At 57.1% G+C, this 23,635-nt stretch carries 20 protein-coding genes; 16 read left to right on the forward strand and 4 right to left on the reverse strand.

What is annotated here, in order from left to right:
- The first annotated feature begins 41 nt into the window (after nt 1–41).
- Both FHS27_RS10530 and FHS27_RS10535 read left to right on the forward strand, forming a co-directional pair.
- On the forward strand, nt 42–1,184 hold the full coding sequence (locus FHS27_RS10530; RefSeq protein ID WP_009104200.1) for a hypothetical protein: 1,143 nt from the start codon (nt 42–44) through the stop codon (nt 1,182–1,184).
- A 27-nt stretch (nt 1,185–1,211) separates the two neighbouring features.
- The gene (locus tag FHS27_RS10535) at nt 1,212–1,943 is read left to right on the forward strand and encodes a YebC/PmpR family DNA-binding transcriptional regulator (RefSeq protein WP_009104202.1); all 732 of its coding nucleotides are present in this window, start codon (nt 1,212–1,214) and stop codon (nt 1,941–1,943) included.
- Nucleotides 1,944–1,967: 24 nt separating this feature from the next.
- Here FHS27_RS10535 and FHS27_RS10540 read toward each other — a convergent pair whose 3' ends face one another.
- Entirely contained in the window at nt 1,968–2,990 is a 1,023-nt protein-coding gene (locus FHS27_RS10540) for a hypothetical protein (RefSeq protein WP_184304906.1), read from the reverse strand.
- A gap of 116 nt (nt 2,991–3,106) precedes the next feature.
- A complete protein-coding gene (locus FHS27_RS10545; RefSeq protein WP_184304908.1) occupies nt 3,107–5,167 on the reverse strand; it encodes a thioredoxin domain-containing protein in 2,061 nt (686 codons plus the stop codon).
- Between the two features lie 266 nt (nt 5,168–5,433).
- Between FHS27_RS10545 and FHS27_RS10550 the strand changes: the two genes are divergently transcribed.
- The 8 genes from FHS27_RS10550 to FHS27_RS10585 all read left to right on the forward strand — a co-directional run bounded on the left by FHS27_RS10550 (nt 5,434) and on the right by FHS27_RS10585 (nt 13,523).
- Nucleotides 5,434–5,862, forward strand: coding sequence for an S-adenosylmethionine decarboxylase family protein (locus FHS27_RS10550; protein ID WP_184304910.1), 429 nt, complete (start codon nt 5,434–5,436; stop codon nt 5,860–5,862).
- Nucleotides 5,859–7,478: a DUF4178 domain-containing protein gene (locus tag FHS27_RS10555; protein ID WP_184304912.1), complete on the forward strand. Its 1,620-nt coding sequence runs from the start codon at nt 5,859–5,861 to the stop codon at nt 7,476–7,478. Before FHS27_RS10550 ends, FHS27_RS10555 begins: the two co-directional genes overlap by 4 nt.
- 1 nt (nt 7,479) lies before the next feature.
- Nucleotides 7,480–7,647, forward strand: a complete 168-nt coding sequence (locus FHS27_RS10560; protein WP_009104210.1) for a hypothetical protein — start codon at nt 7,480–7,482, stop codon at nt 7,645–7,647.
- 103 nt (nt 7,648–7,750) lie between these two features.
- Nucleotides 7,751–8,044 (forward strand): DUF350 domain-containing protein, encoded by a 294-nt coding sequence (locus FHS27_RS10565; RefSeq protein WP_184304914.1) that lies wholly within the window; start codon nt 7,751–7,753, stop codon nt 8,042–8,044.
- A gap of 5 nt (nt 8,045–8,049) precedes the next feature.
- The gene (locus FHS27_RS10570) at nt 8,050–9,660 is read left to right on the forward strand and encodes a polyamine aminopropyltransferase (RefSeq protein ID WP_184304916.1); all 1,611 of its coding nucleotides are present in this window, start codon (nt 8,050–8,052) and stop codon (nt 9,658–9,660) included.
- 110 nt (nt 9,661–9,770) lie between these two features.
- The gene (locus FHS27_RS10575; RefSeq protein WP_184304918.1) at nt 9,771–10,679 is read left to right on the forward strand and encodes a UDP-N-acetylmuramate dehydrogenase; all 909 of its coding nucleotides are present in this window, start codon (nt 9,771–9,773) and stop codon (nt 10,677–10,679) included.
- Nucleotides 10,680–10,736: 57 nt separating this feature from the next.
- Nucleotides 10,737–11,702, forward strand: a complete 966-nt coding sequence (locus tag FHS27_RS10580; protein WP_184304920.1) for a hypothetical protein — start codon at nt 10,737–10,739, stop codon at nt 11,700–11,702.
- 261 nt (nt 11,703–11,963) lie between these two features.
- Nucleotides 11,964–13,523 carry a bifunctional GNAT family N-acetyltransferase/carbon-nitrogen hydrolase family protein gene (locus tag FHS27_RS10585; protein ID WP_184304922.1) on the forward strand — a complete coding sequence of 520 codons (1,560 nt, stop codon included), beginning with the start codon at nt 11,964–11,966 and terminating at the stop codon, nt 13,521–13,523.
- A gap of 141 nt (nt 13,524–13,664) precedes the next feature.
- Here the strand turns inward: FHS27_RS10585 and queC are convergent, their stop codons facing one another.
- Both queC and FHS27_RS10595 read right to left on the reverse strand, forming a co-directional pair.
- Nucleotides 13,665–14,375, reverse strand: coding sequence for a 7-cyano-7-deazaguanine synthase QueC (gene queC, locus FHS27_RS10590; protein ID WP_184304924.1), 711 nt, complete (start codon nt 14,373–14,375; stop codon nt 13,665–13,667).
- Nucleotides 14,363–15,319, reverse strand: coding sequence for a 3'-5' exoribonuclease YhaM family protein (locus tag FHS27_RS10595; protein ID WP_246419418.1), 957 nt, complete (start codon nt 15,317–15,319; stop codon nt 14,363–14,365). Before FHS27_RS10595 ends, queC begins: the two co-directional genes overlap by 13 nt.
- 271 nt (nt 15,320–15,590) lie before the next feature.
- Here FHS27_RS10595 and FHS27_RS10600 point away from each other — a divergent pair, with 271 nt between their 5' ends.
- The 6 genes from FHS27_RS10600 (at nt 15,591) to FHS27_RS10625 (ending at nt 23,591) form a co-directional block, all read left to right on the forward strand.
- A complete protein-coding gene (locus tag FHS27_RS10600) occupies nt 15,591–17,378 on the forward strand; it encodes a serine/threonine-protein kinase (protein ID WP_246419420.1) in 1,788 nt (595 codons plus the stop codon).
- A gap of 190 nt (nt 17,379–17,568) precedes the next feature.
- Entirely contained in the window at nt 17,569–18,543 is a 975-nt protein-coding gene (locus tag FHS27_RS10605) for a hypothetical protein (protein ID WP_184304926.1), read from the forward strand.
- Nucleotides 18,544–18,872: 329 nt separating this feature from the next.
- The gene (flhA, locus tag FHS27_RS10610) at nt 18,873–20,924 is read left to right on the forward strand and encodes a flagellar biosynthesis protein FlhA (RefSeq protein ID WP_009104231.1); all 2,052 of its coding nucleotides are present in this window, start codon (nt 18,873–18,875) and stop codon (nt 20,922–20,924) included.
- On the forward strand, nt 20,924–22,117 hold the full coding sequence (flhF, locus tag FHS27_RS10615; protein WP_184304928.1) for a flagellar biosynthesis protein FlhF: 1,194 nt from the start codon (nt 20,924–20,926) through the stop codon (nt 22,115–22,117). Before flhA ends, flhF begins: the two co-directional genes overlap by 1 nt.
- 283 nt (nt 22,118–22,400) lie before the next feature.
- Entirely contained in the window at nt 22,401–22,640 is a 240-nt protein-coding gene (locus tag FHS27_RS10620; RefSeq protein ID WP_009104235.1) for a hypothetical protein, read from the forward strand.
- A gap of 132 nt (nt 22,641–22,772) precedes the next feature.
- Entirely contained in the window at nt 22,773–23,591 is an 819-nt protein-coding gene (locus FHS27_RS10625; protein WP_009104237.1) for a FliA/WhiG family RNA polymerase sigma factor, read from the forward strand.
- Nucleotides 23,592–23,635 lie beyond the last annotated feature (44 nt).

The raw sequence follows: 23,635 nt of genomic DNA on the forward strand, positions 1-23,635 counted from the left end.
CCTGCTGATCTCAGCCACCTGAACACCGAATTTCATTCTCTATGTCCGCCACGAATCGCTCAAAACTTATCGCTAAGCTGCACGCAGCTCTCAAGAAAAACTACAGCGTCCCGCCTGCGAGCCCCTCACGCCCGCTACTCGAACACGCCCTCTACGCGTGCCTGCTAGAAGATTGCCCCGGCGAATTGGCTGACGAAGGCCTCGCGAAACTGGAACAAGACTACTTCGACTGGAACGAAGTCCGGGTCACAACCGTGACGGAACTCTCCGACGTTCTGTCGAGCTTGCCTGACCCCAACAAGGCCGCGTCCCGCCTGAAGTCGAACTTGCAAGGCATCTTCGAAGAGTTCTACTCCTTCGATCTCGACCACCTGAAGAAGGAAAACCTTGGCAAAGCGGTCGCCAAGTTCGAGAAATTGCCGGGCATGACGCCGTTCGTGCTTAGCTACATCATCCAACACGGCCTCGGCGGTCACTCGATCCCGATCGACTATTCCGCGATGGTGATCATGCTCGTCAGCGGCATCGCCAGCCAAGCGGAGGCGGCCGACGGTCGCGTCCCCGGACTCGAACGGGCAATCCCAAAGAGTAAGGGAGTTGAGTTCGCAAACCTCCTGCACCAACCCGCCGTTGCGTTGCTGATGGATCCAGCCGACAAAACCGCTCGCGCGATGTTGGAATCCGTATCTAAGGGCAGCTCCGCTGACCTCGACGAATGGCTCGTTAGCAAGAAAGCCGCGAAGAAACGCGTCGCCAAACGCAAAGCCGAAGAACGCGAAACCGCCAAACAAGAAGCCGAGGCCGCCGCAGTCGCAGAACCTGTCGAGAAGGCCCCTGCAGGAAAGAAGAAACCAATTCGTTCGGCCGCCAAAGCCACCTCGACCACCAACAAACCGAAAGCCGCCAAAAAGGCCGCTGCTCCCAAAGCCAGCGCCGAAACGAGCGATGCGGGCACGAAAGCAAAAGCAGCCGTGACCAAAGAAGCCGACGAAGCGGAGGAGGCCAAAACCGCCAAAGCCAAAAAGTCGACGAAGAAATCGGCCAGCAAAAAAACCAGCGCTGCCGACACCGCCAGCAAGAAAAAGAAGGATGACGCTGGGGAAACCGCCGACGCGGAAGCCTCCAAGAGCACCAGCGGCAAAAAAGCAGCCAACCGAAAACTGACCAAACGTAAACCACGCTAAGGTCTTCCGACCGAAGGAATCACGGAAATGGCAGGGCACTCCAAATGGGCCAATATCCAGCACCGCAAAGGACGCGTTGACGCGGCCCGCGGAAAGCAATGGAGCAAACTCAGCAAAGCGATCATCGTCGCCGCAAAAACCGGCGGCGGCGACCCGGCTGCCAACATCAAACTTCGCAAAGCGATTGATGACGCCAAAGCCGTCTCAATGCCCAAAGACAACATCGAGCGTGCGGTCAAACGCGGAACCGGCGAACTCGGTGGTGATGCCGTCGAAGAAGTCCTCTACGAAGGTTACGGCCCCGGTGGCGTCGCGGTCATGTGCTCGGCACTGACCGATAACCGCAATCGTACCACCCCAGAACTGCGAACCCTGTTCGGAAAACACGGCGGTGAACTCGGCAAAACCGGCTGCGTTTCATACCTCTTCGAACGCAAGGGACTCTTTATCTTCGCCGCCGGAACGGACGAAGAACGCGTCACTGAGATCGCTCTGGAAAATGGCGCCGAAGACGTTGAAACCGATGACGACGGGCAAATCCAGGTCACCTGTGCCCCGGAAAACTATGACGCACTTTCCGATGCGTTCGACGCGGCCGAACTGAAAGCCGACGTCAGTGAAGTGACGCAGATCGCCTCGACAAACGTCGACCTCGACAAGTCCGTCGCCGGACAAGTGATGTCACTGCTGGAAGTTCTCGACGACCACGACGACGTCCAAACCGTCAGCACAAACGCAAACTTCCCCGAAGAAGAATAGCGTTACTTAAAAAAGGCGAGGCTCTTACGAGAGATTCTTCATCCACTGCTTGCCTTGCTCGACGCACTCAAATTTCAAATCTTTGAGCTGCGTCAGCAATTTTCGATCATCGCAATCGACTGCCGTTTCAACCGAAAAGACCTGCCGGTTCGACAGCGATTGCACGAGGGACGAGATCAGGAACTGCTCCTCCATCGACAACTCGCAGTCGGGCGTTCCCATTTCGACGTTCGCGTTAATCTGAACCGGCGCCCCATCGTAACGATGGGCCTCGAGAGACGTTAGCGACAAGATCGCTTTCGAACTTTCCATCACCTGGACTTCTGGATCACCCATCCACAACCCGCACATCGCGATCGCCTGTTGTTGTTGATGGTCGATCAGAGAATGAGCTTCAACATCAAAATGGCTCATCGCCGCGGCAACCCTCGGATCGGTGGGCAAGACCGGCACATGATCCAAACGAGTGCTCCGCCGAAGCTGCAAGAATGAACGGTTCACCGGAGGCCGATAGGTCGACGTTTGCGCCACCATCCGGTCAACCGTGCGAGCAACATGGTACCCGCTGCGAGACAATAACGATCCGGTTCTCGCATCGGATACGGGAATACCGATCCCGTGGCCGATCGGAGCGAGCCCCGCATACCCATTTCGCCCGTCTCGAATCACGCCAACGTGAACCTTTTCGATACCGGCCAGTCGCAAACTCTCCTCCACCGCTTTGAGCAGTTGATCACAAATCGCGAGGCCCGGTTCATCTGCAAAACACAAGCCCGCGATCGTAGCGGATGATGGTTCTTCGTCATCCGGCGCCGGCTCCGCACCGGGTGGCACCGCGTCACGAAACCAGTGTGCCCATGCGATCACACGTCCGTCAGCCAGACCCACCATCAAATTCGCGGGCTCAAAGAAGCTCCTCGACATCAACGCCCGCTCGAGGATCGACACACTCACCGGTGGATCTTGGCGTGCCGCATGCCAGTGCCGAATCCAAACTTCGAACACCCCCGGCAGATCGGAGTTCTGGAAAGGACGGATAATTGCCATGGGGATAATCTCGAATCGGCAGCCGAGCACGCGTGTTTGCAATGCCGCTTCAATGCGGCATCTTCTCGCGTCGAAACGCGTACCAAAAAACTAACGTAGCATCCTCTTGCGCACAATCACGGATCCACGACCGGCGACTCGCAATGAAAATCGCGGCAGCGATACAAAGTGAACGCGTCTCCCAACGAAACTTTGCCCTCGAGTAATTCACACGGTACGGGCGAGACTGCCGCCGCATTGTTCGGCAAGACATCTTCGCTGCCATTCTCTGGCAGCGACCACACCACCGTCAGCCCCGGTTGAAAACCGCCGAGGACACGACGCGCGACTTCCGGAACCGCCGCACGTTGTCCGACCGCAATCACCAATTCTCCTTGGTCGTGATGCAATTCATCGATCACGCTGATCAGCGCGGCACATGCCCGTGTTTGCGTGCGAATCACCGTCTCACCGCATCGCAGAGTGCCGACCGCCGCGTCGAGCAAACGGCTGTTTCCGGTGATCCGCGATAGCTTCAAACACACCATGGCCGACGCCGCGTTTCCGCTGACCAGCGATCCGTCATGCCAATCCTTGTTGCGCGTGATCAACGAGTCCGAATCGCTCGCGGTGTAATAGAAACCGCCATCGCGTACGTCCATGAATCGGTCGACCAATTGCTCCGCGAGCGACACCGCTTCCACCAACCACGCGGGATCCGCAGTCGCCTCATAGAGCCCCACCAACGCGTCCGCGAAGATCGCATGATCATCCACAAACGCATCCCCATGTGCGGTTCCCGCACGATACACATGCAGCAGTCGCCCCTTGGAGTCTCGCATCGAATCGATGAGAAACCGTGCTGCTCGCTCGGCCGTTTGGAGATAGTCGTCACGACACAGGGCAACACTCGCGATGGAAAACGCACGGATCGCCAACGCATTCCAGGCAACGACAATCTTGTCATCGCGTTGCGGCTTTACCCGTTTCTCGCGAGCGACCCGCAATCGTTTACGATCCGTCGCGAGCTCTTTACTGAGCGTCTCAGTCGCAATCGATAACTGCTCCGCCCAATCCGCGATGGACCGAGGCAGGTTTGCGATCGAATGCCCGTCGAAATTCCCCGACTCGGTGATGTCGTAAATCTGACAAAAACGCGTCCCCCGTTCTTCGCCGAGCACCTCGATCACTTCCGCCGGGTCCCAAACATAGAACTTGCCCTCGACACCTTCGCTGTCGGCGTCTTCGCTGCAGTGAATTCCGCCCGAGACATCAACCATGTCACGTTGGATGTAATCCAAAATTTCAGTTGCCACTTCACCATGCCGAGCGTTACCGGTGACCTGCATTGCCCGCGTGTAGACCTCCGCCAACAAGGCATTGTCGTAGAGCATCTTTTCAAAATGGGGCACCAACCACTTTCCATCCACGCTGTAACGCGAAAAGCCGCCGCCGATATGATCTCGAATCCCGCCGGCCGCCATTTTGTCGAGGGTCAACTCGACCGCCTCGACTAGTCGCGAATCCTGGGTTCGCGAGGCCACGCGTAGCATTAACTCCAGGTCGGTCGCGTGTGGAAACTTCGGTGCTTCGCCAAAACCACCCCACGTGCCGTCAACGGTTTTCAACAACAGCTCGATGGCAACTCCGACGCGATCTGGGCCCGGCGTCTTGTCTGCCGTCTCGCCCGTTCCGACGGCGAGTTGCCGGAGCCCCTCAGTAATTTCGGCAGCGTGGTCGGCGATCTCTTCACGCCGGTTGGCCCATGCATCGACCAACGCATCGAGCACTTGTGGAAAACTCGGCATCCCACCATGAGCAATCACGGGCCAATACGTTCCCGCGTAAAAAGGGCGGCCGTCGTGATCCAGAAACACGCTCATCGGCCAACCACCGTGCCCGGTCATTAACTGGACCGCATTCATGTAGATCTGATCGATGTCAGGGCGTTCCTCGCGGTCCACTTTGATGCAAACAAAATGCTCATTCAGATACGCACCCACCTGATCGTTTTCAAAACTCTCGTGCGCCATAACATGACACCAATGACAGGCGGCGTAGCCCACCGACAGGAACAGCGGCACATCGCGTTCACGAGCGATATCAAACGCCTCTTCACCCCACGGCATCCAATCGACCGGATTGTCTTGATGCTGCAACAAATAGGGACTGAGCGATTGGGCGAGTTGATTAGGCATGGATTCACAGCGGGACACAGGTCAGGCGAAACCGCACTCGAAGTCGGATGAAGAAAACGCCTGCAACGACGCGTCCCAAAAGAACACGTTCCGAGAAACCTCTCTCGGTCGCGACATCATAGACTTTTTAATGCAGTTGTTCACCGCCGCCGGAGCGTCATCGTCCCGGCACGACCTGCTACCTTTATTCACATCCTCCAATGGGGTACAACTGACTCCCTGTCGGTGCACTCGAAAACGTGGCTTCTTTGGTAGATAACTTGGACATGCGCGAGAGTATCGTATCGAATGACTCCGCCCCGATCGTTTCGGTGGGGACTCAGTGGGTGGTGGACGCATGCGGATGCGATCCAATCAAACTGCAGTCTCTCGAAACCATCGGATCCATCTGTCAGCAGGTCATCGATTCACTCGGGCTGCATGTCATCGGCAGTCCAGCGTCGCATCGTTTCGCGGCCCCTCACGGCGTCACGATGCTGTATCTGCTCAGCGAATCACACCTGGCCGTTCACACGTATCCTGAACACGGATTGGCGACATTCAATTTCGTTTGTTGCCGTGATCACGCCGAGTGGCCATGGGAAGACGAACTGCCCCGTGTCCTGGGTGCAAACCATGTCTTCCAGCGAGTTCTGCGACGCGGGACTTGGTCGAACGAACCGGCCACTGAGTCGATCCCGGGGGCCTCCCAATGATCGGTGCAAGAACACTGAAGAAAAAGGGAGCCGCATGCCCGAGCTGTGGTGGCCCGGTGGAGTTCCGATTTGGCGGCACCATGGTGACCGTCTGCGAGTTTTGCCAAAGTGCGATCGCACGAAACGATCGCGACATTGAATTGATCGGAAAGGTTTCCGAACTCGTCGAAACCGACAGTGTGATGCACCTCGGATCCACCGGAAACTATCGCGGCAAACCCTTCGAATGTGTCGGCCGGGTTCAGTATCGTCATGCGGCAGGTGGTTTTTGGGACGAGTGGTATTTGCGTCTTCCCGGCGACAAGATGGCGTGGCTGGCCGATGCCCAAGGACAATTGCATCTCACGTTCCCGCGTCCGATTCGTAAAAAGATGGATGTTCCGGAGTTTGCCCAACTCAGCCTTGGCGAGGGAATTAATCTCGGGAACAACCATCTTGTTGTGACCGAGAAAGGAACCGCAACGGCCTTTGCCGCCCAAGGTGAAATCCCGTGGGCGTTTCGCCCCGGTGACGACCATGTCTACGCGGACCTGCAAGGCGACGAAGGATGGTTCGCCACGATTGAGTACGACTCAAAAGACGACGACGCGGAAAAGCGATTATCGGTCGGGAAAACCATCTCGCTCGACGAACTCAGCCTCGACCCGCCCGCGGTGGTGCCGTCCGAGTTCGATGCGATTCGAAAGGTCGACGTCCTCAATCTGAATTGCCCGCAATGTGGTGGGCCGTTGGCGTTAAGAACCCCGGACCAGACGATGCGAGTGGGGTGCCCCAACTGCGGCACGATGCTTGATGTCAACGAAGGCAAACTCAAAATCCTCAAGACGCTTGATGAACGGCAGGTTCATCCCGATATCCCATTGGGATCAGTCGGCAGATTCAAATGTCCCGACAAAGTCAGCGACCATGAATTCACGGTGATCGGATGCATGGGACGATACGCCTTGTATCAGGGCACCGCTTATCCGTGGCGTGAATACCTCCTGCACAATCCCGAAATCGGATTCCGATGGCTCGTTGAGAACGATCGCCACTGGTCATTCGTCGAACCGATCGCGACCACACAAATCAACAACGGATTCAATAAAAGAACCCACGACGGTCGCACGTATCGTCTCTATGACCGTGGCACCGCCTACGTTCGATCTTGCATGGGCGAATTCTATTGGAAGGTCAATCACGGGGACAAAGTCGCAACCAGCGATTTCATCAGCCCGCCCTACATGCTCTCGTATGAAATGTCGCGAACCGACGACAGCGAGGAGATCAACGTTTCGAAAGGCGTTTACCTCACCGTCGACGAGATTGAAGAAGCATTCGGGATTGAAAAGATCACGCGTCCCTGGGGCGTTGGCGTGATCCAACCGTCACCTCCGATTCATTTCGGAGTCTGGCTTTCCTGGTTCGGCTTCATGGGCTTCATCACCACAATACATCTCCTCGGTAAATCAATCTTTCGATTGCCGACGCAGCTCGGACCGGACCCTTGGATGTGGTTCTACGCGATGATCTTCATCTCGCTCATGCCCATTGGGATCCTGTTCTACAAATACAACTTCGAAGTCAAACGCTGGAAAGACAGCGACTACAGCCCTTACCAGTCATCGGAAGATTGAGATGCGATTGCTTCAGGCTTACCTCATCATCGGCGTGCTGATCTGCGTTTGGTTCAGTATCGCGACTGCGCGCGGCTGGCGTGCAATCGACACCGGCTTCCTCAACTCCGGCGGTTCGAGCACCTACGGCGGGCGTGGTTATGGCGGCTCCTGGGGCGGCGGCAAATAGGAACACACGTGATCAACAACCGGTCTCGGCATCATGTCGTGTCGAACACACTGCGGGCCGAATCGATCAACAACCCATCTCCCTCCTTCAACAACATCCTCTCATGAATCTTCTCGCACAAATCGAAAACGCCGCCAATTCCGGCGCCCAACACGTTCTCGTTTCGCCTGCAGGCGGCACCGGCATCGATGTCCTGCTCGAACACCTGATCGCGGCGTTCGTTTTCTCGGTCGTCGGAATCATTGTGTTTGTCGTTTGCTTGATCCTGGCGGAGAAATTGACGCCGTTTTCGATCATTCATGAGATCGGTGAAGAACACAACATGGCCGTATCGATCGTGGTCGCCGCCATCGTGTTGGGCATCTCGGTGATCATCGCAGCCGCGATTTTAGGTTAGACCACTTGATCGACCGCGCCCCGCTCGGCCTTCTCTACGTCAACGTGTTGATCATCGCGACGTGTGGTTTGGTCTATGAATTAGTTGCCGGCACGTTGGCGAGCTATCTTCTCGGCGATTCCGTCACGCAGTTTTCGCTGATCATCGGTGTTTACCTCTCCGCGTTGGGAATCGGCGCGTGGTTGTCACAGTACATCGAGGATCGACTCGCGCGAACGTTCATCGAGATCGAACTCGCGCTCGCCCTGATCGGCGGCTTCTCAACGCCGCTGCTGTTCCTCGCGTTCCCGTTGGTGGATTGGTTTCACGTGCTGCTTTTTGGCAGCGTCGTCGTCATCGGCATCCTCGTCGGACTAGAACTGCCATTGTTGATGCGGATCTTGAAAGAACACTTGGACTTCAGCGAGTTGGTGTCGCGTGTACTCGCGTTTGACTATCTCGGTGCCCTGTTCGCATCGCTGTTGTTTCCGATCTTTCTCGTACCGCGACTTGGGCTCACCCGAACGGCAATTCTGTTCGGATTACTCAACGCGGTGGTCGGATTGTGGGGCACGTATCTGCTGCGTCCACTGCTGGCCAACCGTGGCATCGAGGGTCTACGAGGGCGTGCAATCCTAGTGATCGGGTTGCTCGTCGTTGGGTTCATTAAGGCCGACTCGATCACGACACTCTCCGAAGAGAACACGCTCGGTGGGAAAATCGTTTATGCCGACACGTCGCCCTACCAACGCATCGCGGTCACGCAGAGTGACCGGGGGTTTCAGCTGTACCTCAACGGCCACCTCCAATTCAACAGCGTCGACGAATACCGCTACCACGAGTCGCTCGTTCATCCGCTGATGAGTGTTTGCTCCGACGCAACGCGAATCCTGGTTCTCGGCGGCGGGGACGGTTTGGCGGTCCGTGAAATCTTGAAATACAGCCGCGTCGAATCGATCACATTGGTGGACCTGGACCCCGCGATGACACGTCTCGCAACAGGGTTTGAACCGTTGGCGAAGCTCAACGCGCGGGCGCTGAGCGATCCCAAGGTGACCGTGATCAACCGAGACGCCTTTGTGTGGGCGACCGAGGACAACGCGGACTCAGGCTCCGACGCACCTCGGTACGACACCCCTCGGTACGACGCCGTCGTGATCGATTTCCCGGACCCGGGCAGCTATTCGGTGGGCAAACTCTACACCACTCATTTCTACACATCGCTTCGCCGCCATTTGGCGCCGCACGCGGGCATGGCGATCCAGTGCACATCGCCGTTGGTGGCCCCTAAGTCTTACTGGTGCATCCTCCACACGCTCCGACAATCGGGTTTCGACGTCACTCCCTACCACGCGAGCGTGCCGACGTTCGGCGTGTGGGGATTCGCTCTGGCCCGACAAATTGGTGCCGAAGAAGCCGACCGGCGGGCCGATCCGGATGCGGGATCCGATTCGCCATGGATCCTGCCACCCTCCCTGGCCCCCGAAATCGCCGGCTTACGATTTCTCAATGACGCCACCATGCGGGGGCTGTTTCATCTGCCACAGGACCAACAATCTCTCGAAATGCCGTCCAATCGGCTCAACGATCAGATTTTGGTACGACTGTACGATCAAGAATGGGGCGGCCGCGGTTAGACTCGATTGCGAATTTCACCACCGCCTGCAAAACTGTGCTTTCAGCCGGTGACGAAAACGGCTGTAATTCGATGCCATTCCGTTCCCCCTGTTTTCAAGTTGGCCACGACGTGTCAGTTCCTTCTACCGTAACGCTTGTCGACGTGTTCCCTGAAGATTTGCAGCATCTCGTCGGCGAGAATCAGCCGCTGCATGAATTCCTCTGGCTGGGAATCGGCGGACCGGCTCGTTTTTTGGCTGAACCTGTCGAAATCAAGCAAGTTTCGGAACTCGTCAAAGCTGCTAAATCGCACGATCTCGCCGTACGCATTCTCGGCCACGGTAGCAACATTTTGGTGCGAGAGGCCGGTTTCGATGGTCTGGTGATCTCGCTCAGCGGCCCGGCCACCACGGGGCTGGAGATCGACGGAAACCGACTCAAAGCGGGCGCCGGAGTCAAATTGACCCACGCGGCGATCAAGACCGTCGGCGAAGGCCTCGGCGGGCTCGAACATTTGGTCGGAATCCCCGGCAGCGTCGGTGGCGCGGTCGTCGGCAACGCGTCTGCGGAGGGCCGGGACATCGGATCGGTGGTCCGCTCGATCGAGGTGCTCGACGAAAACGGTACGCCGAAAACGATCACAGCAGAAGAAGCCGGTTTTTCTCACCGCAAATCGACCCTCGACGGACTCGTCGTGTTAAGCGTCGAATTCGAACTCGAACCCAAAGACGTCACCGCGCTGACCAAACGCATGCAAAAACTGTGGATCCACCGGGGGCAACGTCGCCCGTCGGATACCTCGCGGATTGTGATGCCTTTCATCGACCCGGACTCCATGTCGACGCGAGAGCTGATCGTCAACACCGGACTATCTGGATTGCGTGAGGGCGATGTCTCGCTAGACCTGTCCGCCCCGCAGTACCTCGTCGCTCACGAAAACGCGACCAGCGACCAATGCCTCCGATTGATCGAACGGGTCCGAGAACAGGTCCTCCTGCAGACCGGGATCGACTTGCGGTTGAACCTGCAAATATGGTAATTCGAAGGCTGGAATCCAGCCCGAGTCGCTTTTGCTGCAAGGATGTAGAGCCGCGACGTGACCGAATCGCCTCAATCGAAACGCACCTCGTCGAGTCGTCGGCGGGGACCCGATGAAGACGCATCGCCGTCGAAGATCCGATGGATCGCTTCGCTGGTCGCTGCGCCGGTGATCCTGTCGATCCTATGGCCCGCCATTTTATTAGTCGTCGGATACGCGGCGTGGCAACAGTGGGGCAGTCACTATGTCGCCCATAAATACTACGGCGTCGAAGCCAGCGCGATCAGTGTGACGCAGCCGCCGGACTACGTTCGATCCGATATTATCGAAACCGTCTATCGCGACGCGGCGATGGACAAGATGTCGTTAATGGATCAGCAGGCCTGCGCCAAAATCGCATCGGCCTTCTCATCCAATGCTTGGGTTCGCCGTGTCGTCGGCGTTCGTAAATTGGCGGGAGGCCGAATCGACGTACGATTGGAATATCGCCAACCGGTCGCCATGGTCCACGTCATCAGCCGCCACCCGGATCGAAACGGGGCCGGATTTTTTGCCATCGACGGAGAGGGAGTGTTGCTACCCGACACCGATTTTTCCCCCTCCGAAACGATGCGTTACCTGCATATTATCGTCCCCGGTGCGTACCCGACCGGCGGCGTCGGTTCCGAGTTCGGTGACTCACGTGTGCAGGCCGCTGCTCTGCTCGCACACCTGTTGCATCCCTACCGAGAACAACTCGGGGTCACGAGCATCGGAGTGCATGGTGATCTACGCCAAAACCCGATCGCGCAGCTCGAGATCGCCGGTGACGAGAAGGACGAACGTTGGTTCTGGGGCAGTCCCCCCGGTGCCGAAGCCCAAACCGAACCTCCGGCCATGATGAAACTGCAGAGCCTGATCGACGGAGCCCCTCCGGGCAGCGACCTGCGACAAGTCCAGTACGTGACGGCACCGATCGTGCACAACCATCCGTCTATCCAAACGTCACGGATCGGTTCCTCGCCCGCGGCCCCCACACGGTAAACACTCGCACGAGAACACACTTCGCACCGCACTCCCGCGAACGCTACTCCCGCGACCACCAACTCAGCGGCAACGTTCACTCCGCATGAGTGACCAAATTCTCTCGCTCTTCCAACGCATCGGGTCGTGCGGTTTAGCGGTCAAAAACCTAAGAAATTGACCGCTATTAAGGAATCGAAACCTTGTGTCTATTAATTGCAAGGCGAACCGAACTCATTCCGAGCTCGGCGACCTTAATCACCCTTCCGAAAGTCCGATTTGATGGAACCGCTGGATCTCAAAAAGTTTGAATGGAAAACAATTGTCCGCCCGCTGACGATTGACGACTACGACGCGTTGTTAGCCCTGGCCCAAAAATGCTTTCCTGGAATGGAAGCGTGGGGTCGCGATCAAATCGAAAGCCAGCTCGACGTGTTCCCCGAAGGGCAATTCGTTGTTGAGATCGAAGGCAAACTCGCCGCCTCCTGTTCCAGTTTGATCCTCGAATACGATGAAGGCTTGGAATGGCACAATTGGAAAGTCATCTCGGACTCCGGATTCATCCGCAATCACAAACCCAAAGGCGACACGCTGTATGGGATTGAGATCATGGTTGATCCCGAATTCCGGGGCATGAAACTTTCGCGACGACTCTACGACGCCCGCAAAGACTTGTGCCGGCGGATGAACCTTTCACAAATCATCATCGGCGGCCGGATTCCGGGATACCACAAACACGCTGACAAAATGTCAGCGCGTGAATACATCGATAACGTTTTGGAAAAGAACGTCTACGACCCCGTACTGACGGCGCAGTTGTCCAACGGGTTCGTGGTCCGCGGATTGACCGCCAATTATCTTCCCACGGACACCGAATCGTGCGGGTACGCAACCCACGCGGTTTGGACCAACCTGGAATACGTCCCGGGCGCAAAACGTCGCTTCCATCACGTGATCGAGCCGATCCGCGTTTGTGTGGTGCAGTATCAACTGAGAACCATCAGCGGCTTTGACGAGTTCGCTCAGCAATGCGAGTTTTTTCTCGACACCGCCTCGGACTACAAGTGCGACTTCGTTCTGTTCCCTGAACTATTCACGACCCAACTGCTCTCCTGCGTTGACGCGACACGCCCGGGACAAGCCGCCCGGCAACTCGCCGCGTTCACGCCGCAGTACCTCGACATGTTCACCGAGATGGCGGTCAAATACAACCTGAATGTGATCGGAGGATCCCAGTTCGTCATCGAGAACGACACGCTATACAACGTCGCGTATCTCTTCCGCCGCGACGGTTCGATCGGCAAACAATACAAAATTCATATCACCCCGAGTGAAAGAAAGTGGTGGGGCGTGAATCCGGGCAACGCGGTCGAAGTCTTCGACACCGATTGCGGCCGAGTTGCAATCCAAATCTGTTACGACATCGAGTTCCCTGAACTGACTCGCATCGCGACTCAAAAAGGGGCATCCATCATATTTGTTCCGTTCAATACCGACACGCGGCACGGATATCTACGCGTCCGCTACTGTGCCCAGGCTCGTTGTGTCGAGAACCATTTGTACGTGGCGATCTCCGGTTGCACCGGCAACCTTCCGTTCGTGGAGAACTCCGATATCCACTACGCACAATCAGGAATTTTCACCCCCGCCGACGCCGAGTTCGCACGAGACGCGATCGCGGACGAGTGCAATCCGAACGTGGAAACGCTCATCGTACACGACCTCGATTTCGAACAACTTCGCCGTCACCGCGAGCAAGGTTCCGTGCAAAACTGGAACGACCGCAAACGAGATTTGTACAAAGTCGTCTATGTCGAAGACGGTAAAACGTTCGAGGTTTAACCCTCAAAGCGACGGCGAGTCGGAGGGGCAGGGCAAGGTAGGGCAGGGCAGAGCAGGGCAGGGCGGCGCAGGGCAGGGCAGGGCGGCACCAACGCCCTGCCTGACAACCGTTGAAAAATCCATGCCGCAATCGCGAGACGCCTAACCGCGAATCGCGGGGTCCGCCATGCCGTTTTCGGCAAAGCCCTTCGCTCGCAACAAACACGCGTCACAGTGGCCACACGGCTGCACGTTTGCTTCGCCATCGCCTGATTCCACAGGGTCGTAGCAAGACAACGTCTTCGAATAGTCGACGCCCAGTTTCAGTCCTTCGGCGATGATCTGACCTTTGGTCAGATCAATCAACGGCGTGTGGATTTCCAACTCCGGCCCCGAACCGACGCCCGCCTTGGTGGCCAACCGTGCCATCGTTTGAAACGCCGCAATGAACTCCGGACGACAATCGGGATAGCCGCTGTAGTCGAGCGAGTTGACTCCGATGAAGATGTCCGTCGCTCCGCTCGTTTCGGCAACAGCCAACGCGTAGGACAGAAAGATCGTGTTTCGTGCGGGCACGTAGGTCACTGGAATCTCGTCACCGATATCCTCAACGCGATCCGCTTTTGGGACTGCGATGTTAGGATCGATCAGTGCAGACCCGCCGAGTTGAGCGAGATCGATATCGATGATTCGGTGTGACAAGGCCCCCATCGAATCGGCCAGCCACTTCGCGCGTTCAAGCTCTCCGTCATGTCGTTGTCCGTAGCGGAAACTGATCGCGTGGACGGCAAACCCACGTTCTCTCGCGATCGCGAGGCAAGTGGCGCTATCGAGGCCGCCTGAGAGCAACACGACGGCATTCAACCCTTCCATAATTTCCGTCCGATACTTGGATTGTAGTTGGTCCAATTCCCATCGGCGGCGACGTCACGGCCGATGATTGAGGTGTACGAGGCGAGCTTCGCATCCAAGTTGTCAATGTGATGCAGTGCCACCGCTTCGAGCGTGACCGGTATTTTGGGACTGCCGTACTCTTGAGTTCCGTGATGACTGACCACCAGATGTTCGAGATGGTACCGCAGGTTTGTCGGAAACGATTCACCGCTGTCGCGTTCGACTTGTTGAATCTTCTCACCGAGCAATTGGATGCCGATCACGATGTGTCCGAGCAATTGCCCACGATCAGTGTAGCTGATCTCTCCACTCGCTTTGAGTTCGTCGATCTTTCCGAGGTCGTGCAGGAACGCGCCCATCATCAACAGATCGGTATCGAGCTCGGAGTAGCGAGGCGAAATCAATCGAACCAACTCCATCATGTTGACAGTGTGGTGCAACAACCCGCCTGGATAGGCATGATGATTTGACACCGCCGCCGCGGCGAGTCGGAACTGATCCATGAAGTCGTTGTCTTCGAGGTACGCCGCAGCGAGCCGTTGCAGAAACGGTTGAGTCAGCGTTGCGAGGAGCTCCTGCAATCGTGCGACGTGTTGATCCGCTTGCCCCGAGTCGAAACGGTCAAAGTCGTTCGCGTCGACTTCATGGGCGTCCATCCGTTCGAGCTGGGTAACGATGATCTGCAATGCACCGTTGTGGACTTGGGTTCGGCCCTGGCAATAGATGTAATCGCCACGGTCAAACCGGTCGAAGGTCGCCTCATCCGCGTTCCACATCATCGCGGCAATCGTTCCGGTGCGATCGGACAGCTTGAGCAAGATGTATTTGCCGCCTTGGCGGTTAACACGGAGCTGCTTGTCAGCAGCCTGGAACGCTTGGGCCAACGTCATGCCGTCGGCGAGTTCGTTAATTGGTGTACGCAAGAGAGACTGAAGGGCTAAAGGCAACAGGGGGTGGCAAAAACCGGGTTGTCAGCAAAACGCAGGGCAGGGCAGGGCGGTTTGCCAAACGCAGGCACGCCAAGAGCCTACCAAGCGACCCGTAGTCTGGAAAAGCGGAGGGGGAGCGGACGCGAGACCGCAGGCCTAACGCAAAAAGAATTCCTGACTTCCCCCCTCCGAGACTGGATTCGCCAACGGCGCCGATTTACCCTGCACATGACACTTACCGCTCGACCGATCCACTGGGGCCGCCATGGCCGTTTCGACCGCCGATACCGAATTCCTGGACCCTGCCTTGCTCGATGGAGAGCTGGGTCGGCTCGGGCCATATCGGGTCACGGGCGTCCTCGGCGTTGGCGGGATGGGGCAGGTCTTCCAGGCCGAGGACACGCGGCTACGCCGCACCGTAGCGATCAAGGTCATGAACAGGAAGTTCGCGTCGACCAACCACAGTCGCAAACGATTCGTCGAGGAAGCTCGATCGATGGCGGCGGTCCATCACGACAATGTCGCCATGATTTTCGAAGTCGGGCAACATCGCCGGACGCCCTTCATGGCGATGGAATTGTTGCAAGGCTGCACTGTCGAACAGCAGATTCAAAACGGAAGGCGTTTCGACCATTTCGAGATCATCGAGATCGCCAAACAAACCGCTCTCGGACTCGATGCCGCCCACCAACGTGGCATCGTGCATCGCGACATCAAGCCCGCCAACCTGTGGATGCAATCGCCACAGGATCGCATCAAGATTCTGGACTTCGGACTCGCCCTCGCTGGAAACGGCATCGACCAATTCTCAGGTGTCGGCAGCGTCGTGGGCACACTCGGATATCTGTCCCCCGAACAAGCTTGCAACGATCCGGTCGACGAACGAACCGACCTCTACGGCCTCGGCGTCGTCCTCTATCAGCTTTGTACCGGACAACTCCCTTGCCTCGGCACGAACGTCGCCTCGCAGTTGATCGCCATCATCAACACCCCGCCCATCCCGTTTGCCAATCGTGATGTCGATATTCCCACTCCGCTGAGTGAATTAATCATTCAGCTCTTGAGCAAGGATCCCAGCCACCGCGTTCCCACGGCAATGCAACTGGTACAGCGACTCAGCGATGTTGCGGAGGAAATCCGATCAAACAACGAACGATCGCTGGAAATCAAAGTGGCCCCCGAAGACCCCGGTTCAGCGAAGTCTCGCAAGCGATCAAAACGCCGATTGTCAAAAGCGCTGTCTGCCCCCTTCTCGGAAACGCAAACAACCCCGGCGGCCCCCGTCTCCCTGGAAACCACTGAGATTGCTCCGTCCGATACGTCAACGGAAATCGAAACGTTCGAGCTAGCCGAAAGCGAAACTACCGAAGCAGAACTCCCCGAAACCTTGCCACTTGAAGGCGAACCGACTGAGAGCGAAACACTCCCCGTCGATCGCAAGTGGACCATCGTGCCAATCGCTTCAGCGGTAACCTTGATCACGCTCTTGGGCGGTTATCTGTGGTGGCGCCCTGATCGTGCCGCCCAAGAAGCACGCGTGATCCAAAACGATTCCTCTTCTTCCGAACCAACACCTGCCGCGTTGATCGGGGAAACTTCGTTACTCGACTCTGCGGCGACCGACATCGATTCTTCAGTCGCTGCGATCAAAGAAGTCACCGCTGCGACGATCGCTCCGATTGTATTGAGCGACCAAATCGAGGGTGAACGCAAAACGACCGCGGGCAACTTCGCATTGTTCAACCTCCAACTGATCAACCAAGCGACGTCGGAAAACGACGACCCGCGCGTCATTCACAAGGATGTCAAAAAGGTCGCAACGCTGATCACTTACCTCCAGCAGGATGGCAGCTCGAAAGTGGAACAGCCCGCGTTTCCGCAGCATTTCTCCGCGAAACGGCTGCCCAAACGGGGAGCCTCCACCTCCGTCGCCGTACAATTTCTGACTCAAGACCTCACACCGGGGAAGTACACCGTTCGCTTCGAATTGCAGACGCCGTCGGGGCGGAAAACCGGCGAGATCGATACCGAACTGACGATCGCACGTCGTTAGTTAGTCGCACGTTGTTAATCAGATGGGTTCTCGGCACGATTGCTGCTGCAACCTTCACCGGATCATCGGGGGCGAATTCGTTTTTCCCCCTCCCTACCCAATCCGAAATATTTTGAAAGAATACCGCCTCAAACACCCTCTTCGCTCAATCCGCCAACCATTGGCGTGGATTCGGGGTTAGAATACGCGAATGAACGACGCGCCGGCCTCCTCTCTCGATAAGTCCGACAGCACAACCGATAGCAAACGCTCGGGTGTGTCAGGTTCACGTTCTAGCTCCTCGGGGTCGGGTATCACTTCGGGGGCAGCCCAATCGTCCGGCTCTGGGATCTCCTCCGGTTCAGGGATTTCCTCCGGTTCTGGCATCTCTTCCGGTTCGCCCCTGTCGCTGAGCCAGTGGATCACGACGTCGAGCAGCGTTCACTTGGCCCGGTCAAAACAAACCTGGACCGGCGCCGGTAGTGCCGCAGGCTATGTCCTGCGATACTTAACGCCAATGCGACGGTTGATGCTGGATATCGTCGGTGGCGAAAAGGAGGCCGATCGGGCGCTCGCGATCTTAGTGGCACACCTCGTGAAGGCCGGATTCAGCGGTCACGACAAAGGTCGATTGCGCGATTTTTTGGTTCGCGGAATTCGCTCGGCTGCCAAAGCCGGCTATGACGAAGCGATCGGGGAACGCGGCAAGAACGATTCACTCGAGATCGCCGAACCGAAGGAGAAACCAGCCCCTCCCAAGATGGAATTGGCCCAGGTCGAATCACCGCAATGGCGGGCCTATTGGCGAGACGGAATTTTACAGCGGAGTTGGCGTTCACTCGAACGATACCAACACGCCCGACGCTACGATCGCATCACTCATCCGCATCCCGCGGGCGATGAGGCCCCTCGCGAGGATCTGATTCACGACGTCCTGCGCGTGGCAATGTCGTACCCGAACGAATCGCTGGAGTCTTGGGCCGGACGCGTCACCTCATCGACGGGACGAAAGGTCAAACCCGAGGAAGCTCAAAACCAACTCGAATTGGCTCGAATCCGTTTTGCCCAGCAGATTGCAGACGAGGTGGCTCAAACGCTCGAGACCCCCGATCCAGCGATGATCCAATCAGAGATCAAAGCACTGGGACTCGGCAAAGCGTTCGCGGGCGTCAAAGTCCAGGCATAGATCGCGGCAACTCACCGCTCGACGCAGGCGTTTCGTGGGCACCATCAAATGACGAGGCCAACGCCTCTAAGGTCATGTCCACCTCGCCGGCCCCGCTTCTGGCTGCGATTCTGTTCCTGAACTCGGTGTCTTCCACGTCGTAATGCAGCATTCGGCTGCCATTGCGAACGATCTGGCCCCCAACACCCCAGTTTTGCTACCTTCGATTTTCTCCACCGATACCGCTATCCCGCGCCGGGCAATGAAGCCTGGGGGCAGGGCAGGGTGGTGATTTATTCTGACAACCACCGACTCCATTTTTCGACGAAGGACCGTCCATGCATTGGGTGATGCGCTACCGCGATCTAGTTTTGCCGATGGGCATCATTGGTTGTCTCGTAGTCATCCTGGTGCCATTGCCACCATTGTTGATGGACTTGTTGTTGGCGACCAACATCACGGTCGGTGTGATCGTGCTGCTGACGACGGTTTATGTGCAAACACCGCTCGAATTCAGCATTTTCCCTTCGTTGTTGCTGGCCACCACTCTCGCCCGGTTAGTGCTCAACGTCGCGACGACGAGGCTGATTCTCACCAGCACTGAGTCTGGAGATAGCTCTGCCGTCGGGGGCGTGATTCAGGGGTTTGGCGAGTTCGTCGCCGGAGACAGGATCGAAATCGGAATCATTATTTTTGTGATCATTGTGTTGATTCAGTTCATCGTGATCACCAAAGGTGCAACCCGGATCAGTGAAGTCGCCGCACGGTTTGCGCTCGACGGGATGCCCGGAAAGCAAATGGCGATCGACGCCGACCTCAACGCCGGAATCATCGACGAGAAAGAGGCCCAACAACGCCGCGAAGAGGTCGCCTCGCAAGCCGACTTTTACGGGGCGATGGACGGTGCGAGTAAGTTCGTTCGGGGCGATGCTGTGGCGGGCATCGTCATCACGCTCGTCAACGTGGCCGGCGGTCTCTACATCGGCGTGATGCGTTATGACATGACCATCGCCCAGGCCGCCGAACTGTTTACCAAACTGACGATCGGCGACGGACTGGTCAGCCAGGTGCCCGCGCTCTTGATCTCCCTGGCAGCCGGTTTGTTGGTAACGCGAAGTGCCCGCAAAGCGAACCTGCCTGAACAATTCTTGCAACAGCTTTTCAGTAATCCGAAAGCCCTCGCGGTCGCTGGTGGCTTTCTCTCGTTGTTGATCATGACCAACTTGCCGACGATCCCAATGGCCACCCTTGGTGCCGGTTGTATCGGTTTGGCAGTGGTCCTGCGACGCCAAAACGTACAAGACCGGGTCGACGAACAGGCCAACGAAGACGCCGAAGCAGCAGCCGCGGCAGCGCCACCGGATAAACGGGTTGAAGACTTCCTCGCCGTCGATCCCATGGAATTGGCCATCGGGCTCGGGTTGTTGTCGTTGGCCGATCCCGCTCGCGGTGGTGATCTGATGCAGCGGATCACAAGTGTCCGCAACTCGATGGCTGGAGACATCGGCATCGTGCTGCCGAAAGTTCGCATCCGCGACGACATGAATCTCGGCGACAATCAATACGAGATTCGCATCGCCGGAAACCCCATCGCGACCGAGAGCGTTTCACCAGACCAATTACTCGCCATCGACAGTGGGCATACCACAGGCGTCATTGACGGCGACCCCACACGCGATCCGACATTCGGTGAACCTGCCGTTTGGATTGACCCGATCCGACGTGAACAGGCTGCGATCTATGGCTACACCACCGTCGAACCTGGCGCCGTCCTGGCAACTCACCTACAAGAGATCGCCCGTCGCCACGCCGACGAATTGTTGACCCGTGATGCGACGAAGCACCTCATCGATGAACTCAAGGAAGCCGCCCCGGCCGTTGTTGATGAATTGATTCCGGGAGTTCTCAAGGTCAGCGACGTGCAGCAAGTCCTACAGACGCTGCTGCGTGAAGACGTCCCCATCCGACAGCTTTCGATCATCCTCGAAACTCTCGGCGATCACGCATCGAAAACAAAAGACCCTGTATTCCTGAGTGAGTACGTCCGACATCGCCTCGCACGTACGATCAGCACACGTTACCGCGACGAGTACGGGCAACTGCATGTGATCGCGCTCGACCCCGCCATGGAAGATCGCATCGCGGCAGGCATCGAACATACCGACCGCGGACTTTTCGTCCGGATGAGTCCATCTGCTGTCGACTCGACTTGCGAAAAAATCTCCATTGGTGTTAAGAAACTAATCACGTTGGGGCATCACCCCGTCGTTTTGGTCAGCCCGCGGATTCGTCCCGGTTTGCGTCAGATCATTGCGACATCGATGCCCCGCGTACGTATCCTTTCCTACAACGAAATCACGCAGGATACGCAAATCCAGTCGCACGGCGTGGTGAGTGATTGATGTCCATAAGAACTTTTAAAGCAGCGAACCTGCAAGCCGCATTAGCCGACATCCGCGAACAAATGGGTCCGGATGCCTCGGTGCTGCACACGCGCCAAATCCGTGACGGATGGCTCGGTTGGCTTGGTCGCACGCAAGTCGAAGTGATCGCAGGGTTCCGCAACAACGGTGAATTCCCCGCCCCTTCCACATCCGATCAATCGCGAGAACAACGCCCTCAAGACGTCCGTTCCATCCATGGAAATCGGCATTCGGTTACCGATCCCGGCATGAGCATTGGTGCGTCGGATCAGGCTCGAGACTCTTATTCGATGGCCGGTCGGTTCAGCGACAACGTGGCTGAAACCGATCCCCTCGTGGTCGACCCACTCGTCGGCCCGCTTCGCCAAGCGGGAGTACCGGAACCGGTGATCCGCCGCTGGCTCGCATCGGCGACGGGGTTCGCTGCCAATGTGGGCGACGGCAATAACGCTCCGCACGATCCGACCGAACGACTCGAACATCTGCAGCGTGCGATCGCACGTGAATTAAATCTGTGTGGCCCGATTCGGACCCAGCCTGGCGAACGCCACGTCGTTGCACTTGTCGGTCCGACGGGTGTTGGCAAGACCACCACGGTCGCCAAGCTCGCCGCCGGCTTTCGAATCGAAGCCCGTCGACGGGTCGGCCTGCTGACGATCGACACCTACCGGATCGCCGCCGTTCAACAACTCAAAGCCTACGCCGAGATCATGGACCTGCCGATGCAGGTCGTCGAAGAACCCGGCCAAATGCAATCCGCGATGGACCTGCTCGGAGATGTTGATCTGGTACTGATCGACACGGCCGGACGCAGTCCACGCAGCGACGCGAGAATCGATCAGTTAGCCGAATTCCTTCGCGCCGCCCATCCCGACGAAACACACCTCGTGCTCAGCGCAACCAGTTCGAGCGAAAACATTCTCGCAACACTCAGCGGATTTGCCCCGGTACGTGCCACCTCAGTCATCCTGACAAAACTCGATGAGACACCCCACACCGCTGGTGTGCTCTCCGCTCTCACCGCGAGCGAACGTTACCTGTCGACACCACTGAGCTACATCACTCACGGCCAACAGGTTCCCGACGACATCGCTGTCGCCGACGCGCCACACTTGGTCGGCTCGCTCTTGCCAATGACTCCACAAACCGTCTCGTTTGGCGAGGCGGCATAGACGCCATTAAGTTTTCACTAATGGCTAACGTTGCCAAGACAACCGTTCACGGAAATACAAAACAACCGTTTTCAACTAAAGAATCAAACACACCCTGGCCGATAACATGAACTGACGCGGAACGTGAAATGCAAAAGTCACTTGAGACTTTTTTTCACGAGTCCGTTTAACGAATTTGGGAAACAAGACGCATCCGAGCGGAAACGTTCTCACGAACCTACCACTCGGTGACCGGAGTTGACTGTTGACACGGACGCTTGCCCTTTCACTTGGATCACTCGCAATGGGAATTGTTGCCCTTCGCGGTGTGCTTCACGGTCAACTGGCAGCCGACGTGGCCCAAGAAGCGATCGCCACACTGATCATCTTCTCGGGTATCGGAGCCATCACCGGTGCTATCGCGGACTACCTAGTACGCGATGCCGTAGAAACCTTGTATCGCAACCGGGTTCAATGGTATCGAGACGAAGTCGCCAAACAAGAAGCTGGCCTCGCCGTCTCAACCAAAGAACCCACAACCTGAAGCCGCAGTGAAACCGAGGCAAGGCCGCCTCGTTCCAATGCAACACGCTTCACACGAATTGTTAAGTAGAAACATTCCATCGCCAGACGATTTTGACCAACCCAAGGTTCGGCCAAATTCATCTGTCGATCAGTGATCATCATGGAGGATTCGATGCCCGCCGCTGCCCCCGTCGACGAAGAAATCGCCAAAGTCTGGGATTCATTCAAAGCCATCACCAAAGACCATCCTGACTACGAAAGCTTGCGTAATCAACTCGTCGAACGTTTCATGCCGCTCGTACGGTATAACGGGGAACGCATCTGGCAACGCCTGCCTGATGGCGTCGAACTCGACGACCTGATCAGCGCCGGTATCTTCGGATTGATGGATGCCATCGACGCCTACGACCGCGATCGTGGCGTTAAGTTCGAAACGTACTGCGTGCCCCGAATTCGTGGAGCCATGCTCGACGAACTCCGCACAATGGACTGGGTGCCAAGACTCGTCCGCAGCAAAGCGAGCAAACTCGGCGCCGCGACCAAGACTCTCGAAACACGCTTTGGTCGTGCTCCAACCGTCGCCGAACTCGCCAAACATATGGAACTCGACATCAAGGAAGTCGAGAAGATGCAGACCGAGGCCAACGCAGTCGGCGTCGTCTCTCTAAACAAGAAATGGTACGAAACGGACAGCTATAAAGACGTCCGCGAGATCGACATTCTCGAAGACAAGAAGGGTGAAGACCCAACCCGTCGCGTACAGAAAACCGACCTGATGCGGCTCGTCACCAAGGGCCTCAACCGTAATGAACGACTCATCATCATTCTCTACTACTACGAAGAATTGACGATGAAAGAGATCGGTGCCACCCTCGATCTCTCCGAATCACGCGTCAGCCAAATGCACACCTCGATCGTGACCCGTTTGCAACAACAACTCGGTGTTCGACGACTCGAATTTGGTGCCTAGCACTGCCGAAGGACACAGACACTGGCTCGCAGGCCGATCTCGCC

The sequence above is a fragment of the Aporhodopirellula rubra genome (assembly GCF_014192335.1).
Taxonomy (GTDB): Bacteria; Planctomycetota; Planctomycetia; order Pirellulales; family Pirellulaceae; genus Rhodopirellula; species Rhodopirellula rubra.

Excerpts from the sequence above, each read along its gene's own strand:
- FHS27_RS10530 (WP_009104200.1), top strand. The coding sequence starts at position 42 with ATGTCCGCCACGAATCGCTCAAAACTTATCGCTAAGCTGCACGCAGCT.
- FHS27_RS10535 (WP_009104202.1), top strand. The coding sequence starts at position 1,212 with ATGGCAGGGCACTCCAAATGGGCCAATATCCAGCACCGCAAAGGACGC.
- FHS27_RS10540 (WP_184304906.1), bottom strand. The coding sequence starts at position 2,990 with ATGGCAATTATCCGTCCTTTCCAGAACTCCGATCTGCCGGGGGTGTTC.
- FHS27_RS10545 (WP_184304908.1), bottom strand. The coding sequence starts at position 5,167 with ATGCCTAATCAACTCGCCCAATCGCTCAGTCCCTATTTGTTGCAGCAT.
- FHS27_RS10550 (WP_184304910.1), top strand. The coding sequence starts at position 5,434 with ATGCGCGAGAGTATCGTATCGAATGACTCCGCCCCGATCGTTTCGGTG.
- FHS27_RS10555 (WP_184304912.1), top strand. The coding sequence starts at position 5,859 with ATGATCGGTGCAAGAACACTGAAGAAAAAGGGAGCCGCATGCCCGAGC.
- FHS27_RS10560 (WP_009104210.1), top strand. The coding sequence starts at position 7,480 with ATGCGATTGCTTCAGGCTTACCTCATCATCGGCGTGCTGATCTGCGTT.
- FHS27_RS10565 (WP_184304914.1), top strand. The coding sequence starts at position 7,751 with ATGAATCTTCTCGCACAAATCGAAAACGCCGCCAATTCCGGCGCCCAA.
- FHS27_RS10585 (WP_184304922.1), top strand. The coding sequence starts at position 11,964 with ATGGAACCGCTGGATCTCAAAAAGTTTGAATGGAAAACAATTGTCCGC.
- queC (WP_184304924.1), bottom strand. The coding sequence starts at position 14,375 with ATGGAAGGGTTGAATGCCGTCGTGTTGCTCTCAGGCGGCCTCGATAGC.
- FHS27_RS10600 (WP_246419420.1), top strand. The coding sequence starts at position 15,591 with ATGGCCGTTTCGACCGCCGATACCGAATTCCTGGACCCTGCCTTGCTC.
- FHS27_RS10605 (WP_184304926.1), top strand. The coding sequence starts at position 17,569 with ATGAACGACGCGCCGGCCTCCTCTCTCGATAAGTCCGACAGCACAACC.
- flhA (WP_009104231.1), top strand. The coding sequence starts at position 18,873 with ATGCGCTACCGCGATCTAGTTTTGCCGATGGGCATCATTGGTTGTCTC.
- flhF (WP_184304928.1), top strand. The coding sequence starts at position 20,924 with ATGTCCATAAGAACTTTTAAAGCAGCGAACCTGCAAGCCGCATTAGCC.
- FHS27_RS10620 (WP_009104235.1), top strand. The coding sequence starts at position 22,401 with ATGGGAATTGTTGCCCTTCGCGGTGTGCTTCACGGTCAACTGGCAGCC.